The sequence below is a fragment of the Microbulbifer rhizosphaerae genome, from assembly GCF_014191725.1.
GTDB lineage: Bacteria > Pseudomonadota > Gammaproteobacteria > Pseudomonadales > Cellvibrionaceae > Microbulbifer > Microbulbifer rhizosphaerae.
Genome location: NZ_JACHWZ010000003.1, coordinates 274892 through 290211 on the forward strand (window position 1 = coordinate 274892; position 15320 = coordinate 290211).

A 15320-nucleotide genomic window follows, 5' to 3' on the forward strand; every position below is an offset into this window, starting at 1 on the left:
AAAACGGCAGAACAGTCGTTTTGCACAACCGAAGGCTGCCGCAGGGTGAGGACCAGCGATGGCCCGAATAAAAGCCCGGTCACCACCAGGAGACCGGGCTTTTCGAATCGGACTGCTAGCCCGCGTGGCGTATTTCCGGGATCATGCCCACTGCGCTTTCGTGCCATGAGCGCGGATGATATCGCCGCTGTCCACACCAATGAAATACTGGCGTACTCCCATCCCTGGACACAAGATGTCTTTCACGATTGCCTGACCAACGGCTGTAGTTGTCTGGTGGCGGAAACAGACAATAAGATTGTCGGCCACGGAATCATGTCGGCCCCCTTCGGCCAAGCGCGCATCTTCAATATCTGCATCGCGCCGCAGTGGCAGGGCCGCGGCTTCGGCCGTCTAATGGTGGAACATATGCTTGACGTGGGGCGGAAGTACGGCGCGCAGATAGCATTTCTCGAAGTGCGGCCATCAAATGTGAACGCCATCCGGCTCTACAAATCCATCGGTTTCAGTGAAGTTGGTCGCCGCCGCAATTACTACCCCGCCGAAGACAGCCGCGAGGATGCGATTGTCATGGCACTGCCCCTCACTTCAGGAACCGCCGGATTCTGCTCTGCTCTCCGTCCGCGCTGTTGAATTCCGTAAACTCCTCCGCAGATACATTTATCCAAATCAATCTACCCGAAAGCACAAAATCCTGGTAGAAAAATACTTTTATCCTCCCCCCTTCTCTTTCCTCCACAATCCGGATTTATACAAACACATAAAAAGAAACGATTGGTTTTCCCTGTTGTAAATTGTTTATATAGAACCCGTATTCATACAAACAGGAGACAAAACATGTCAACTACACCTAGCGAAGTATCTGTGAGCGATACTATTGATGCACTGATAAACTTTAACTCTTCAATGCTGGACCGATTCGTTAGCCTTATGGAAAAGATCGAGAATGATTTGATAACGGCTGGATCAGGACAGCTGCAGGGAGAAGTAGAAGAGCTATTGCGTTCAATCCTGCAAACCGCCGATAAGGCCATAGAGACTTTGCTGTCATTTCAGGAGAATCTCCAGACGCGCTTTATCGAAAGCTATTTCCCCGCACAGGATTAAAGGTCGTCGTTATGCCCATAAATATATCGGTGGCAGAGGCCTTGCTGATCCTTATTCAGCAGAATAAGGAGGTGCTCGGGAATGTGTTGGCCTTTCAGAATGTGCTGGAATCTGTGGTAATCAACTGGGGGGATGATCAGGTACCTCAGGTAGAACTGGAAAACGGACTGAACAACCTTATCCAGGAAATTGAGAAATCCCGTAACGTTGTACAATCCCTTCTGGAAGGGCTTGCCACACAGTCCATTTAACATGTTTTGCATAAGAGGTGATAATGATGCCCACGGCAAAGCAGCTTACCGTCGAGCAACTTATACAGTTTTTGATCGATACCGATACAGAGCTGATTGTACTCTTTAATGAGCTTCTGCAGGAACTGCCGCCGAATAGCACGACCCCCGGCGACTTTATCTCATGGCTGACAGATGCTGTCGGAACTACGCATGGTTCAGTTCAAATATTACTGTCAATCCAGGAGAAATTGCAGATGGCAGCCGTGGAGAATTTCTTCCCTCCTCCGGGATAATATCTCCAACAGCGGCTGATTCTATTAACCTGAACGACTAAACAGGTCATCGAAACCTGTTTAGTTGTCACCCGCAAATGCTGGCACATCCGGGCCAGATCATGACAGACGAATTAAAAATCGGAGAGGTTGCGGTTGCGCCCGGCGAGACCCGGCGCATCGACCTGCCGGTGGTTCGCCTCTACACGGACACCGAAATGGCAATTCCGGTCCACGTGCATCGAGGCAGGAAATCAGGCCCCTGCATGTTCGTCTGCGCAGCGATCCACGGGGACGAACTCAACGGCATAGAGATTATCAACCGCCTGATCAACAGCCGCGCCCTCAACTCCCTGCGCGGCACCCTGATCGCTGTACCAGTGGTCAACGTCTACGGCCTACTGGATCAGTCCCGCTACCTGCCAGACCGGCGAGACCTTAACCGCTCCTTCCCCGGTTCCCCCGAGGTTCCCTGGCATCGCGTATGGCACACGTATTTATCAACCAAATCCTTTCCAAGTGTGACTACGGCATCGACCTGCACACCGGTGCCCTGCACCGCAGTAACCTGCCCCAGATCCGCGCCAACCTGAACGACCGGAAGACCCGAGCCATGGCCTATGCCTTCGGCGTGCCGGTAGTGCTCAACTCCACCCTGCGTAACGGTTCCCTGAGCCAGGCGGCGGCGGACCTTGGAGTGCGTATTCTCCTCTATGAGGCGGGCGAGGCGTTGCGTTTCGACGAGCTGTGCATCCGCGCCGGGGTCAAGGGCATCCTCAACGTGCTGCGACACTTGGCCATGTTGCCCCGAGATCGCGCGTGCCACGCCATCGAGCCCTTCATTGCCCGCAGCAGCGGCTGGCTGCGTGCCAGCGACAGCGGCATCGTCAACCACAAAAAATCCCTCGGCGATCACGTGCATCGGGGCGAGCTGCTGGCCACCATCGTCGACCCCTACGGCTGTGAACTGGACCGGATGCTGTGTAACGCGGAGGGGATCATTATCGGCCGACTGAATATCCCGCTGGTACAAAAGGGCGAGGCCATGTACCACATCGCCTATTTCCACGAACCTCATGAGGTGGCAGAGAGCCTGGAGCTGCTGCAGGACAGCCTGTTACAAGAGGACAAAACGGCAGGGCCGAAGGCGCCGTGAATACCCTGGAGCGGCCGGACCAGCCGTTCTACACCGCCGAAGGCTGTCCGCAAAGTTATGCTGTAAAGTTACAGTCCACATGTTTGAGCAATGCATGAACGGACTCGTGGCGGCTGTAACGTGTATCTCGAATGAGGTGGTAACCCAGCATGATTGGGGGATCTATTCTGCGCACAGTCAGTTCCGGATTTTGTTGTAAGCCTTTTCCTTCTATCTCCGGGATAATTCCGATACCCATGCCAGCCTGCACCGCGGCAGTCACCGTTTCCAGACTTCCCAAGTTGTCAATGATGTCCAGGGCGTTCCGGTTAAAGTTCTCCTCCACATGAGATGCGATTATACTGAATGCATCCTCAGCGCTGCCACGGCAAACAATCGGATATCCAAGCAATTGGTCCACGGTGATGCATTCCCGTTTTTCCAGAGGATGATCCCGGGGAATAATAACTGACAGCGGGATTTGCCAACTGCGTTCCACCGAAATATTCCTGTTATTCTTAATCTTCATTGTCACCGCAAGATCTATACTTTGATCTCCCAACTTAAAAAAAATCTTTTCATCATCATATATATTCATCCGCACCTTAACATTTGGATTATTTGTAATGAAACCATTCAGGAACGCCTTCACAAAAAAAATGATCGTATCCGATGTAGCTCCCAAGCGTAGATGCCGATTATCATCATCAATCCTGCGGAGTTTGTAATCAAGTTCATTAAGCAGCCGAACTACACGTTCGGCATAACTATACGCCATCCGGCCAGTATCGGTAAGCACCACACCGTCATGATTACGATGAAACAGGCGCATACCGTAATACTCTTCGAATCGCTGGATTTGCGATGAAACCGCAGGCTGGGTCATATGCAATATTTTTGCCGCCCGGGTGAAACTGTTAGTATTGGCAACAGTATAGAATACATTTAATCGGCGATTTCCGGTATACATATATTGCTCCAACTGTTTATATAAAACATTGGCGCTTCCATAAACTATCTCCTGTGGATTGCTCGCCGAGGTCTTTTATGGGCAACGCTTCCTTTCGGCTCTGCGGACGATTTGTCTGGCGGAATGGCTTGGCGTACAAGTGCACGAATGAAGGCTGTTAACAGGCCAACGCCAGTAAGAATGTAAATAATCGTAAAAGCCTTTGATATAGGTCTGGTTGGTGTCAAATCTCCGAATCCGACAGTAGTCAGAGTGACGACACTGAAATAAAGTGCATCCAGCACAGACCAATTTTCCACCAGGCTGTAAAATGTCGTTCCCGTCATAAGCATCGCTAATACCATGATGGCAAGTTTGCGCTTGGCTGTATCGCGATATCTCATATTGTTACTAGGGTCGATACCGGGCTGTAATTGAACAACCATTCACAGCCCGGCTTATCGGTGCCTACTCAACTGACTGCTGTTGAATCATTAAGATGGTGAGTTCCCGTATATCGGTACGAATCGCCTCATGCTCCCGGGAAAGCTCATTCACCGCATCGCGCACGATTTCCAGTACATCGAACAGGCGATCTATTCTTCTATCGGATCTTATTTCTCCCAACAGGGATACGGCCCGATCCAGCGTACTCTGGATTTGCACCTCAATTGGTGTGGTTGACATAATTAATCTCCTTGTATGGTTGATATTGAGGGGTTGCGTTCTGGACCACGCAACTTTTTCATATACATCCTGTGTCAGGCATTGTTCGCGAGATTTTCTCCGGATTCATTCAGAGAGTTCCTCTCGACGTCCTGGTTTTCCTGACTGCTTTCTGGTTCGCTTGTCACCACAACTGTATCACTGACATTAGTCACATTGCTGGAATTGGCAGCATCGCTGGTCGCCGCAGCGCCGTCCGGTCCGACCGCAACAACTCCAACCTGGCTCGCCGCTGCGGCCGAATGCGGTCCAGCAACAGCGACACCATATTCACAAGCTGCTGCCGCATAATCAGTTCCGATGCAGGTTGATACTGAAGTGGTTTTGGCAACATTTACCCCAACCGCAGAACCACTGGCACTGGCAGCCGCCGGACCATCGCCCTGTTGGGCTTCGGCGCATGTTGTCGATGTGGCGCTAAACTGAGGTAACCTTCCATAATCCTGCTCACTGCCATCGGGAGTTTCGGCGTAATTATTCTCCCCGGAATTGCTACTGCTACTGCCCGCTGATGCGCTACTCATAATGTTTCCTCCAAAAATTTAGCTTCCCATGCATCCTTGGTGTCAGGTTAAAGTGACGAATTGCAGCATGACCAGAACTCCAATGACGTTAGTTGGACTGTCCAATGCATCAACTATGCATGCCCATTTTCACCATAAGCATGAAATGGACCTGATCAATACCAGGATTGCAAGTCTGTGATTTTTGTATCGCAATACTTCATTGATCTTCGGGCCGATACGGGCCGTGATAAAAAAATACTCACGACCCGGATCATCACCGATCAGTCAGCACCAGTTGTTGACTGTTGCTGCATAAGCAAATGGACGAGTTCCCGTACATCATCACGGATCGCATCGTGCTCCCGAGAAAGCCCATTCACTTCATCGCGCACAATTTTCATAACATCAAACAGCCGGTCCGTTCTCCTATCGGATCGAATCTCCTCCAATAGGGATACAGCCCTATCCAGCCTGCTCTGAAGTTGCATATCAATTGGCGTTGTTGACATAATAAATCTCCTGGTGGGTTAATATTGACGGGTCATATGACCCGCACAGTTGTCTCACATGTCTGCAGCACAGCAGACAGATTCGCGAGATTTGTACCTGGCAAGCGCGACCGTTTGAACTCTATATTTTCCATGGCCGCTGTCAGGTTTGCTTATCCGCAGTTTCCAGATTACTGCCAGTAGCGACACTGCTGGAATTAGCTGAATTACTGGTCGCGGCGGCCCCCCCTGGACTGACCGCAACAACCCCTACCTGGCTCGCTGCGGCGGCGGAGTGCGGTCCTACAACAGCAACTCCAAATTCGCAGGCCGCCGCGGCGTAGTCGGTTCCGATGGAGATTGATACGGGAGCCGTTTCGGAAACATTTTCATCCTCTGCCGAACCGCTGTTACCGCTAACCACCGGTTCGTCGCCCTGGGGTTCAGAGCCTGTCTCTGGTGCGGAATTCAAGTGCGACGGCTGTCCACTGTCCTGCTCATTGCCGCCAGAGCCTTGAGTTTGATTTTTTGCACTCGAATTATTGCTGCCATTTTCTCCTGATTTGTGTTTCATAACGATTCCTCCAAAGTTATTGACTTTCATAAACGCCCTATTTCCTCAATTTAAATTGACGAACTGCAACATAGTTAGGACCCCGACAACAATCATTACAATGCCGGATATATCAACGATTATTCCGGTTCTCACCATGCGCATAAAAGGAACCTGTCCCGAGCCGTAAACAATGGCATTAGCCGAAGTCGATATAGGCAGTGTGAAACCGTAAACGGCGGCAAATGTCGCAATCAGTGCGGCTTGGAGTGGATCTCCGCCTCCGGAGACGGCGACCGTAGGAATAATCGGCACGAGGATGCTGATGCTAACCAGGTTGGAGGTCAGTTCCGAAATCATGATGGCAACAGCCGCAGCGAACAGGTAAACGGTGATTGCGCCTACGCCATCAACCTTTTCTGCCAGCTCAGTTCCCATGATCTGGGCTAGCCCGGTGTCGGCCATCAGATGTCCCAGAGTCAGGCTTGAGCCCATTAGCAAAACAGGTCCCCAATCCATATTGGTGACATCCTGACGCCAGCTTAATGTAAATCCCTTGCGACGGCCGATCGGCAACACAAACAACAGGCAAGCAGCGAGTACTGCAACGACCGCGGGTTGTAGGCGCTCAATGAACAGATCGTGCAACGGTGAAGAAGGGCCACTTATTAAGCCAATGACCGGAGGTAACAGCCATAGCAGTATTGCTAATGTAAAAGCGATGGCGGTATTGATTTCTCCGCGCGACATCGGACCAAGTGCACGTCTGTGTTTAGCAATCAATACTTCTGCTCCTGGCAGACGGCTGACTTCGGGACGGTTAACCAACAGAACGGCTGCGGACAAAACGGCAAACAACATAATAACTATGGGAACGGACATGGCCATCCAGGTGGTCAGGGAAATACTGATACCAAAGTGACCCTGAATGAAATCCCAGCCGACCAAGTTGGAGGCATCACCAAAAGGCGTTAGCAAGGCACCAACCGTAGGTCCGTAAGCCGTCATTAACATCAGCGCGGTACCGAAGTTCAGGCGGCGCCTCTCATCCACAGAAATCGAACTTTGTTCACGGATATCACTAGACAGCGCATGGATCAGTCCTACCGCGATAGGCAATAACATGGCTGCGACAGCACCATTATCAATAACACCGGATAACAGTGCACCGAGTGCGCCAAAGGCGATGATGATACGATTCGTTGAGCCGGCAATTCCCGGAATAGACAATACGAATAAAGCAATGCGACGCCCCAGTCCGTATTTGACCATGGCTCGGGTAATGATAAATCCGCCAATAAGGAGGAATAGTATTGGTGAGGAAAAAGCACCAAATATCTTCTCCGCGGTGGCCACATTCAATACGACTGCCAGGGCCAAGGCCAGGATCGAGGTGATCGGAATCGGAAGTGCACGAAAAACCCAGTAAGTGATGGTCATCACGACTACCGCCAACAAATTATGCTGTGGTGTGGTTAACGGCATTGGCGTTATCAGAATAATGGCCAGCAGGATTGGTCCGGTTACCAAACCAACCAGGCGGCCGGTTGTAATAACACGGGCATCAGATGATCGTGTTCTCTGCTGATCGGGTTTGGCGACACGCCCTATCTTTTTTTTGGTTGCGATCAATATAGATCGCAACATATTTTCCATCATGCCCTTCGCCCCCGGTATCCATTAGATTAGCAACTACACTATCGATTACCGGAAAAGCTAACAATCCTACTTTTGGTCGGACTTTCATCCAGAAATAATAAGTAGGTAGTTTAATGTAGCAAGTTTTCCCGCATGGCGGTATAAACCGCGGCTGGAGCGTTAGCAACACCAAGCTTGGAAAAGATTACTTGCCTGTGGTGCTTGACCGTTGTTGCGCTCATGTGAAGTTCACGTGCCGTTTCGGCAATGGATATTCCACGAGCAATACAGCGCAGTACTTGCATCTCACGATCAGTGAGAAGGTGAGACAGTAGAGGGATGTCGGTAACAACGGAATTTTGCGATTTTTTCGCTTGGTATTTTTCCAGCTCAGCCTGAACATTTTCCGATAGAATCTGCAATCCGTTATAGGCGTTTCTAATAGCTTTGCAGACTTTTTCCAACGGGTCTCGTTTGCTTAACAATCCAGCAGCGCCTGCGGTGATAGCCTGCTGAATAGTGGAATTCTTGGCAGATCCCGTCAAAATTATGGTTCGGCTTGCAATTCCTTCACGAGCGATCGACGCAATAATATTCAAGCCATTGACTTTCGGTAGCTCCAGCTCGACCAGGCAGATATCCGGGCGTAGACGGCGAATCTCCCGAATAGCTTGAGTACCCTCTTCGGTCTTGCTGGCCAGAGTTAGATCAGGTTCCTGTTGCACGGCGGACTCGACCCCTCTTAAAAATGCCGGATGGGAGTCAGCAATCAGAACCCGTATTTTCATCCTTGACGTGTTCATAACTTTTTCGCCAGATTATTATTTACAATCAATAAACTGTCATTAACCGTCTTTCATATACTTCTTACCTAAAATAAAACACCATAACTTTCATTTTTTATGGATTATTTTATCGTTACAGATATTTTTCAACTCCAATATAATTAACTATTAGGCTATTCTTAATTAATCATGCATATAAAATATATGCTTATTTAAGTATTAAATCCCTCTGCTTATACCAAGTTATTGGCTACGCTATCGCCCATAGAATAAATTAACAATCCTACTTTTGGTCGGACTTTTAGCTTAAAATAGCAGATGGATAATCGCGGTATAAGGTAGGAGTATTAAGGAAGAAGGTTTCCCCGCATGGCGGTGTAAACCGCAGCTGGGGCATTAGCAACACCAAGCTTGGCGAAAATTACATGCCGATGATGCTTGACTGTTGTGGCACTCATATGAAGTTCACGCGCTGTTTCCACAATAGATATTCCTCGAGCAATGCATCGCAGAACTTCAAGTTCACGACCAGTGAGGAAATGCATCAGCGGAGGAATATCGGCAACAATACAGTTTTGTGATTGTTGATATTTTTTCAGTTCCATCTTAAGGCTTTCAGATAAAACCTGAGAGCCGTTATAGACGTTTCGAATAGCCTTATAGATTTTTCCCAGCGGTTCCCGTTTGCTTAAAAATCCAGCAGCGCCTTCGGTGAAAGCTCGATGAATAACAGAGCCTTTGGCAGATCCCGTCATAATTATGATTCGACTTGCAATTCCTTCACGGGAAATTGATGCAATAATATTCAAGCCGTTTATTTTTGGTAGTTCCAGTTCAACCAGACAGACATCCGGTTGCAAGCGGCGAATTTCCTGGACAGCCTGAACACCTTCTTGCGCCTTACTAACCAGAAGTAGATCTGGCTCATTTTGCACAGTGGATTCAACACCCATCACAAATGCTGGATAGGAATCGGCGATCAGAACCCGTGTTTTCATCCTTGACGTGTTCATAATTTTTATACCGATTATTGTTCATAGTAAGTTTCTATTTTTTAATTTTTCAGAATCGTGCTCTTGTCACACTTTATGGTATTTGTCGCAAAATTTTTTATTTACGGATATTTTTATAAAAAGACAAATCATCTATACAATTGATTAACAGCAACAATAGAGATATCAATTTACATTTAACTAGAATTTTCATAAGGATTATAAATACATCGCAAACCTAAACTCGGAAGGGAAAAACAGTCGTGTCGAGGCTCTCACCAGGTTGCGGAATGCCGGCAGCGACCCATTAGCGTTGCTCGTGAATGGGCCATGCCGTATCTTCATCAGTCCCGTGGATCGGGACCGGTGTTCACGATCAACTCTGGCTTGAATGCCTCGGCCACATCGCCCCACTTCACGAACTTCAAGTTGGCGTTGTCGCGCAACTCACCTTCGTCGTCGTAGATGTCGGGCGTGTTCGGTTCATCCTGCAACACAATCAAGCCATCTTCGAATTCGCCACCAACGTCGACATTCGTGACATCAAAACCATCCGTGCCATTGACGCCATCGATACCGTGATCGGCCACCACCCGGAATTCACCGATGGGAGAGTTACCCCATCCCCGGTCGTAAATCACGAAGGTATCGCTGCCCTGGCTTGACGCGATCAGGTAGCCGCGGCCATGACCTCCGTCATAGATCGCCAATCCCTCGACATCGGTGGTGAGCCATTTACCGCCATAACCGGGGTCCTGGTCGTAATGGATCACGCACTCCTCCTCGGCGTCAGCCTCATAGGTCCAGGGCACTCCGTATTCACCAACAGTGTCGACCAGCCGGGGATGCCCCTGATAAGGCCAGACCCGTACCTTCCAGATGCCCACCGCTTCCTGGGCGATGTAGAGGACTCCCCTGTCGTCGTCAACGACAAGCCCTTCAGCGAACGGCCGCTCATCCGGATCGGTACACGGTTCCCACGTTGTACCATCAGGCAGTAGAAACTGCGTCGGCAGCTCGATGGTACCGGCTTGTTCGTAGGTGACAGTGCCGTCGGCCTGGCTCAACAGGCGCAGGTGCGCGACGACCGCTTCGCCGTTCTGCGTGACGAATACTTCGGTATTGCCGAACCGCTGCCAGGCGGTCAGCCCATACGCAGTGAACTCCTCGTTCACCTCTTCCTGGCTGGCAGAGAATATCCACGGCAAGCTCGCCGCCGATACGTCAGTCAGCGGGCCATTCGGATCGTGGGGGTCGATCACATAGGTACGCACCTGGTCGAGCCCGCGATCGCTGACAACCGCGATATCGACCCAGCCGTACCCGAACAACGGGAAGTTGTAGGCGACATCGACGTTGTTGATACGACCCGGCTGGTCATTCGACCCCGGCGGAGGCGGCGCTGGGATATCTTGCTGCAGCTCACCATCCATGTTGTACACCGCCAGCCCGCCCTCTTTTTGGCTGGCCAGCACCAGGCTGTCTTCAGTGTCGTTCGGATCAATCCAGATCGCCGCATCATCGGTCGCCCGGTATCCGCCCGCCTCGTCGTCGAACGTGGGCCTGATCTCCAGCTCAGGCTCGACTTCAACTGACTGCCCCGATCCGTCGTGCGCCGCGGCCGTGCTCACACTTCCCGCCAGCATCACTGCGGCCATGCCCCCAGTTCCCGCCAGCATCGTCGTGCCCAGTATGGGCATCATGACGGAACGGACGCTCAGGCTGCGGTTGCTCGGTAATATGACTTTTCTCATTGCGAATCCCTCCTGATTCGTGTCGGTGGAACAGGAGTATAGGAATTATAAATGCCTATTTGCTCAAAAAAGTAAACATTGAGCGATGCGCTCGCCTACAGGTCCTTGGAATCTGTTCATAATCTCCTGACGAGTCTGGCAGACTGGTGCGATAGAAGGGATCCAGCCGCCGTTGTTGTGCTTGACCACAAACATAAAACCTTCTCTGGCACAGAGGTTGAAGTATTTCTTCAAGGTGGAAGTGTGACGTGTATAAGTTCCCCAATTATTCTGAATATAGCGTCACCGTCGATTTCTGGCGCTACTCAGTGGTAAAAGCAGCACGCGAGAATAAACATCAGGAGCAGGCCGGCGGCGAAGAATCCGAAATGTACCGCCGCCGTTCGCAGGCTGGCCTGCTGTTTTATTTCCGGTATCAGGTCCGACGCGGCGATATAGACAAAATTGCCAGCACCGAACAGCATTAGCCAGACCACGTCGAAATGGCGGGAAATCGCATAGGCGATCAGGGCTCCAAGTGGAAAGGTCAGCGCGGACAGCACATTCCACGTCAGTGCGCGCCGCCGCGACCAGCCCCCGTGTACCAGCACGCCGAAGTCGCCCAGTTCCTGCGGCACCTCGTGGGCGACGGCGGCGATCCAGGCGGAGATGCCCGCGCGGGGGTCGATCAAGAAGGTGCTGGCGATGGCGAGGCCACCGATAAAGTTGTGGATACCATTGCCGAGAAGGATCAGGTAGGTCACCGGCCGGTATCTCTCCTCTTGAGCGCTGTGCGAGTGGTGCCAGTGCAGCAACTGTTCCAGCAGTAGGAAGGCGCTGAAACCCGCCACCAGCCAGGCGGTTGCGGCCAGCGGCGCGAGGGATTCCAGGCCTCCAGGCAGCATATGGAAGAATGCGCCGCCGAGGAGTGTGGCGGCGGCCAGGGAAACCAGCGGCAGCAGTATTCGCTCCAGAGTGGCAGGCTTCATAAACGCGGTGACGCCGCCCACCATGGCGATGGCGCTCATCAGCAGGCCGCCGGCGATAATCCAAGCCAGAGTGTCAGGCATCAGTGATCGCCTTCCCCGGATTTTTTCCGCGGTGGCAGTTTTGCGCTGTCGGCGTTCAGCAGTATCACCTCGATTTCCTCGGTTATCTCCTCCTGGCGCAGTTGGTTGCTCCTGCGGCGCAGCGCTTCCAGTTTTTCGTCCAGGTAGCGCTGAGCGCCTTCCAGGTGTTGCATGCGCTGCTGGTTTTCCGCCATCAGGGAGACGTAGAGTATTTCGTGCAGGGCCGCGAACAGGTACTGCTCCACCAGCTCGCGCAGAAAGTCGCCGGGTGCCAGATTTAAACCGGGCGCAAAGGGGAATTTTTCCGGCGCACTGCGCAGCGATTCAAACGGGGGCAGCAGTTCGCGCACTGCCACGCCCTGCCGCTGCGGGTCGTGGTAGAGCACCACCAGCGCTATGGCGCCCCCGGCCTGCAGTTCCGAGAGCCGGTTCACCAGTTGCAGCAGTCGCGCGCCCACCTCGTCCAGCACCGCGGCGCCCTCGACGGCCGCCAGCAGCAGCGGGTGTTCTCCCAATTTGACGCACAGCTTCTGCCCCCAACCGATAATGCCCGCTTTTGTGCCGTCGCCTTCCACAGGCTCTTCCACCAGACACCGGTGCAAACGCTGTATCAGGCTTTCATTGAAGTTGCCGCAAAAACCCCGATCGGAACCGATCAGCAGGTAGATGCGCCGCAGTTGCCGCTCCTGCGGCGGGGGCAGTGCCTGCGGAAAAAAGCTGAGGAAGTCCGCGGCGGCGGTGCGCATGGTTTCCACCGTCCGCCGCTGGCTGTCGAGAAAACGCCCCAGGCGTCGCACCTCGATAAAAGCCATCGCCTTCATGGCGCTGACAATCTCGCGTGTCTCGCCGAGTTGCTGCCCGTGGCGCTGCAGCTCGTGGCGACGGCTCACCTCTCTCCCCTCACTTTTGGGCTCCCGCGGCACTCGACAGCCAGTCCTGCGCGAGCGCCACCCACCGCTCGCGCGGGTCGTCCAGCTGCAGGCCGCTGGCCTCCACCCTGCCCTGCAGCCCTGCCATCAGGTCCTGTACCTGTTGCGGCTCCACGCCGTCCAGCAGGCCGTCATTAAAGACGATCATCCACGCCAGTTGGAACTCGATCGACAGCGGCGCCAGCCGCTCCTGCTTGAGAATCTCCCGCAGCACGCGGCCGCGGCGGATGGCTTTTTCCATGCCCGCCTCCAGCCTGGCGCCGAAGCGGGTGAACATTTCCAGTTCGAGAAACTGCAGGTAGTCGAGCTTCATGCGTCCGGCCTCCCACTTGATGGCCGGGTGCTGGGCGCGACCGCCGATGCGGGATACCGATTTGCCGATATCGATGGCCGGGCGGAAACCACTGGTAAACAACTCGCGATCCAGGTAGATCTGGCCATCGGTAATGGAGATCAGGTTGGTGGGGATATAGGCCGCTATCTCCCCCTGCTTGGTCTCCACGACCGGCAGCGCGGTCATACTGCCGCCGCCCTGTTCCGCGTTGAGACATGTGGCCCGCTCCAGCAGGCGCGCGTGCACGGAAAATATATCGCCGGGATAGGCCTCGCGCCCCGGCGGCCGACGCAATAAGAGCGAGAGTTCGCGGTAGGTCTTGGCGTGGGTGGAGAGATCGTCGTACACCACCAGCGTGTGCAATCCCCTACGCATCCAGTATTCGGCGATACTGCAACCAGTGAATGGTGCCAAGTGTCGCAGTCCCGGCAGGGTGCTGGCCTCGGCCACCACCACGGTGGAAAAATCCAGTGCGCCGTAGTCGCGCAGCAGCTCGATAGTGGTGACCACTGCCGAGCGCTTCTGGCCGATCAGTACATAGACGCAATAGACTTGCTGATCCCGCTGGTTGATCACCGTGTCCAGTGCCAGAGAGCTGCGCCCGAGGCCCTCGTCACCGATCAGCAATTGCCGCTGGCCGCGGCCGATGGGAATCATGGTATCCAGCACCTTGCTGCCGGTATACAGCGGCCGGTGCACAAAATCGCGCTGTGTAATTGCCGGCGAGGGCATTTCCAGGCGCCGCCAGTCGGAACACTCGGGCGCGGCGCCGTCGTCGAGGGGATCGCCCAGCGGATCTATTACCCGCCCCAGCAGATCGTCGCCCACGGGGATACCCAGTTTTTTCTCATACAGGCGTACGGCAGTGCCGGCGGTGAGATCCCGGGTTTCCCTCAACAGTATCGCCCCCACCAATTCGCCTGTGAGATCGAAAACCTGGGCGCGGCTGCCGTCGGCAAAGTCCAGTACATCATCCATGGCCGCGGTGGGCAGCCCGCCGACCCAGGCGATACCGTCGCCTACCGACACCACGCGACCCTGTTCGCGAATGCGCAGTTGAGGGCGGTAGCTCCTCAGCCAGTCCTCCCGGCGCTGCAGCAATTCGTTATTCACGGTCTGTGCCCCGCGCTATCCGCGCAAACCCCCGCAGTTCATCGCGCACATTTGCACCCAGCACCCAGGGACCGATAACCAGGCGCAAACCCGCTATCAGGTCGCTGTCCTCTGAAAAATGGCAGTGCACAGTGTTCTGCAGTATTTGCTGCAATCCATTTCGGACTTGTTCGCGCCGGTCGGCGGACAGGGGAAAGGCACTGGATACTTCCACCGGCTCTCCAGCCGCGGGCAACTGCCGTCGCAGTTCCGCCAGTCGATCCTCCGGCAGTTCCGCCAGCGAGGCCAGCAGCAGTTGCTGAAGATTCGTTTCCAGTTCCGGGCCGGCGGCCTGTTCCAGCAGGCGCGCGGCGAAGTGGCTGCCCTGCTCCAGCGCCCGCTGTTGCAGCTGATGCCGCTGCTCCCGCTGGCGGCGCTGCTCAATCACTTCGGCCTTCTGCCGCTGCTGTTGCAGGGCCTCCTGCAATGCCTGCTCCAGCTGCGCGCGCTCGGCTTTCATCTCTTCCTGCAGATCTGCCCGGGCCCGCTGGCGTTCGCGCTCCCAATCATTCATGCGGCCCTCGTACTCCCGCTGCAACCGCTCGGCCTCCTCCCGCATTTTTTCCGCTTCCGCCAGGCGCTGTTCGATGTCCTGCCGGCGGCGTGTGATAACGGATTGCAACGGCTTGTAGAAAAACCGCTTGAGTATCCACACCAGCACCAGGAAATTGACGATTTCCAGCAGGAAGGTCGACCAGCTGAGTTCCATGCGGAAATA

20 protein-coding genes are annotated in these 15320 nt (G+C 53.6%); 6 read left to right on the forward strand and 14 right to left on the reverse strand.

The genetic code is table 11. The annotated features are described in order from the left end of the window. The first annotated feature begins 45 nt into the window (after positions 1–45). From rimI to FHS09_RS04665, 6 genes are all read left to right on the forward strand, one after another. A complete protein-coding gene (rimI, locus tag FHS09_RS04645; protein WP_343057403.1) occupies positions 46–633 on the forward strand; it encodes a ribosomal protein S18-alanine N-acetyltransferase in 588 nt (195 codons plus the stop codon). A 204-nt stretch (positions 634–837) separates the two neighbouring features. Next, positions 838–1107: a hypothetical protein gene (locus tag FHS09_RS04650; RefSeq protein ID WP_183457223.1), complete on the forward strand. Its 270-nt coding sequence runs from the start codon at positions 838–840 to the stop codon at positions 1105–1107. Positions 1108–1118: 11 nt separating this feature from the next. Next, positions 1119–1358, forward strand: coding sequence for a hypothetical protein (locus FHS09_RS04655; protein WP_183457225.1), 240 nt, complete (start codon positions 1119–1121; stop codon positions 1356–1358). A gap of 23 nt (positions 1359–1381) precedes the next feature. Further along, positions 1382–1633 (forward strand): hypothetical protein, encoded by a 252-nt coding sequence (locus FHS09_RS04660; protein WP_183457227.1) that lies wholly within the window; start codon positions 1382–1384, stop codon positions 1631–1633. A 101-nt stretch (positions 1634–1734) separates the two neighbouring features. Next, positions 1735–2205: a succinylglutamate desuccinylase/aspartoacylase family protein gene (locus FHS09_RS23060; RefSeq protein ID WP_281383074.1), complete on the forward strand. Its 471-nt coding sequence runs from the start codon at positions 1735–1737 to the stop codon at positions 2203–2205. After that, positions 2097–2768 carry a succinylglutamate desuccinylase/aspartoacylase family protein gene (locus FHS09_RS04665; RefSeq protein ID WP_281383075.1) on the forward strand — a complete coding sequence of 224 codons (672 nt, stop codon included), beginning with the start codon at positions 2097–2099 and terminating at the stop codon, positions 2766–2768. Before FHS09_RS23060 ends, FHS09_RS04665 begins: the two co-directional genes overlap by 109 nt. Before the next feature lie 55 nt (positions 2769–2823). On the opposite strand, the gene FHS09_RS04670 is transcribed toward FHS09_RS04665, so the two are convergent. The 14 genes from FHS09_RS04670 to FHS09_RS04735 form a co-directional block, all read right to left on the reverse strand. Then, complete coding sequence (locus FHS09_RS04670; protein ID WP_183457229.1) at positions 2824–3717, reverse strand: LysR family transcriptional regulator; 894 nt, start codon at positions 3715–3717, stop codon at positions 2824–2826. Positions 3718–3761: 44 nt separating this feature from the next. Further along, a complete protein-coding gene (locus FHS09_RS04675; RefSeq protein ID WP_183457230.1) occupies positions 3762–4142 on the reverse strand; it encodes a potassium channel family protein in 381 nt (126 codons plus the stop codon). Positions 4143–4164: 22 nt separating this feature from the next. Further along, entirely contained in the window at positions 4165–4383 is a 219-nt protein-coding gene (locus FHS09_RS04680; RefSeq protein ID WP_183457232.1) for a hypothetical protein, read from the reverse strand. 74 nt (positions 4384–4457) lie between these two features. After that, positions 4458–4946, reverse strand: coding sequence for a hypothetical protein (locus tag FHS09_RS04685; RefSeq protein ID WP_183457234.1), 489 nt, complete (start codon positions 4944–4946; stop codon positions 4458–4460). A 263-nt stretch (positions 4947–5209) separates the two neighbouring features. Beyond that, entirely contained in the window at positions 5210–5437 is a 228-nt protein-coding gene (locus FHS09_RS04690; RefSeq protein WP_183457236.1) for a hypothetical protein, read from the reverse strand. 142 nt (positions 5438–5579) lie between these two features. Continuing rightward, a complete protein-coding gene (locus tag FHS09_RS04695; protein ID WP_183457238.1) occupies positions 5580–6020 on the reverse strand; it encodes a hypothetical protein in 441 nt (146 codons plus the stop codon). Between the two features lie 15 nt (positions 6021–6035). Next, positions 6036–7628 (reverse strand): SLC13 family permease, encoded by a 1593-nt coding sequence (locus FHS09_RS04700; RefSeq protein ID WP_183457246.1) that lies wholly within the window; start codon positions 7626–7628, stop codon positions 6036–6038. Positions 7629–7738: 110 nt separating this feature from the next. Beyond that, entirely contained in the window at positions 7739–8395 is a 657-nt protein-coding gene (locus tag FHS09_RS04705; RefSeq protein WP_183457247.1) for a response regulator transcription factor, read from the reverse strand. A 344-nt stretch (positions 8396–8739) separates the two neighbouring features. Beyond that, complete coding sequence (locus tag FHS09_RS04710; protein ID WP_183457249.1) at positions 8740–9390, reverse strand: response regulator transcription factor; 651 nt, start codon at positions 9388–9390, stop codon at positions 8740–8742. Positions 9391–9728: 338 nt separating this feature from the next. Continuing rightward, complete coding sequence (locus FHS09_RS04715) at positions 9729–11138, reverse strand: phytase (protein WP_183457251.1); 1410 nt, start codon at positions 11136–11138, stop codon at positions 9729–9731. A gap of 305 nt (positions 11139–11443) precedes the next feature. Next, positions 11444–12187: a ZIP family metal transporter gene (locus FHS09_RS04720; protein WP_246394475.1), complete on the reverse strand. Its 744-nt coding sequence runs from the start codon at positions 12185–12187 to the stop codon at positions 11444–11446. Then, positions 12187–13077 (reverse strand): F0F1 ATP synthase subunit gamma, encoded by an 891-nt coding sequence (locus FHS09_RS04725; protein ID WP_183457253.1) that lies wholly within the window; start codon positions 13075–13077, stop codon positions 12187–12189. The genes FHS09_RS04720 and FHS09_RS04725 overlap by 1 nt, the downstream gene beginning before the upstream one ends. 10 nt (positions 13078–13087) lie before the next feature. Further along, the gene (locus FHS09_RS04730; protein ID WP_183457255.1) at positions 13088–14563 is read right to left on the reverse strand and encodes a F0F1 ATP synthase subunit alpha; all 1476 of its coding nucleotides are present in this window, start codon (positions 14561–14563) and stop codon (positions 13088–13090) included. After that, positions 14556–15311 carry a F0F1 ATP synthase subunit delta gene (locus tag FHS09_RS04735; RefSeq protein ID WP_183457258.1) on the reverse strand — a complete coding sequence of 252 codons (756 nt, stop codon included), beginning with the start codon at positions 15309–15311 and terminating at the stop codon, positions 14556–14558. Before FHS09_RS04735 ends, FHS09_RS04730 begins: the two co-directional genes overlap by 8 nt. Positions 15312–15320: the final 9 nt, after the last annotated feature.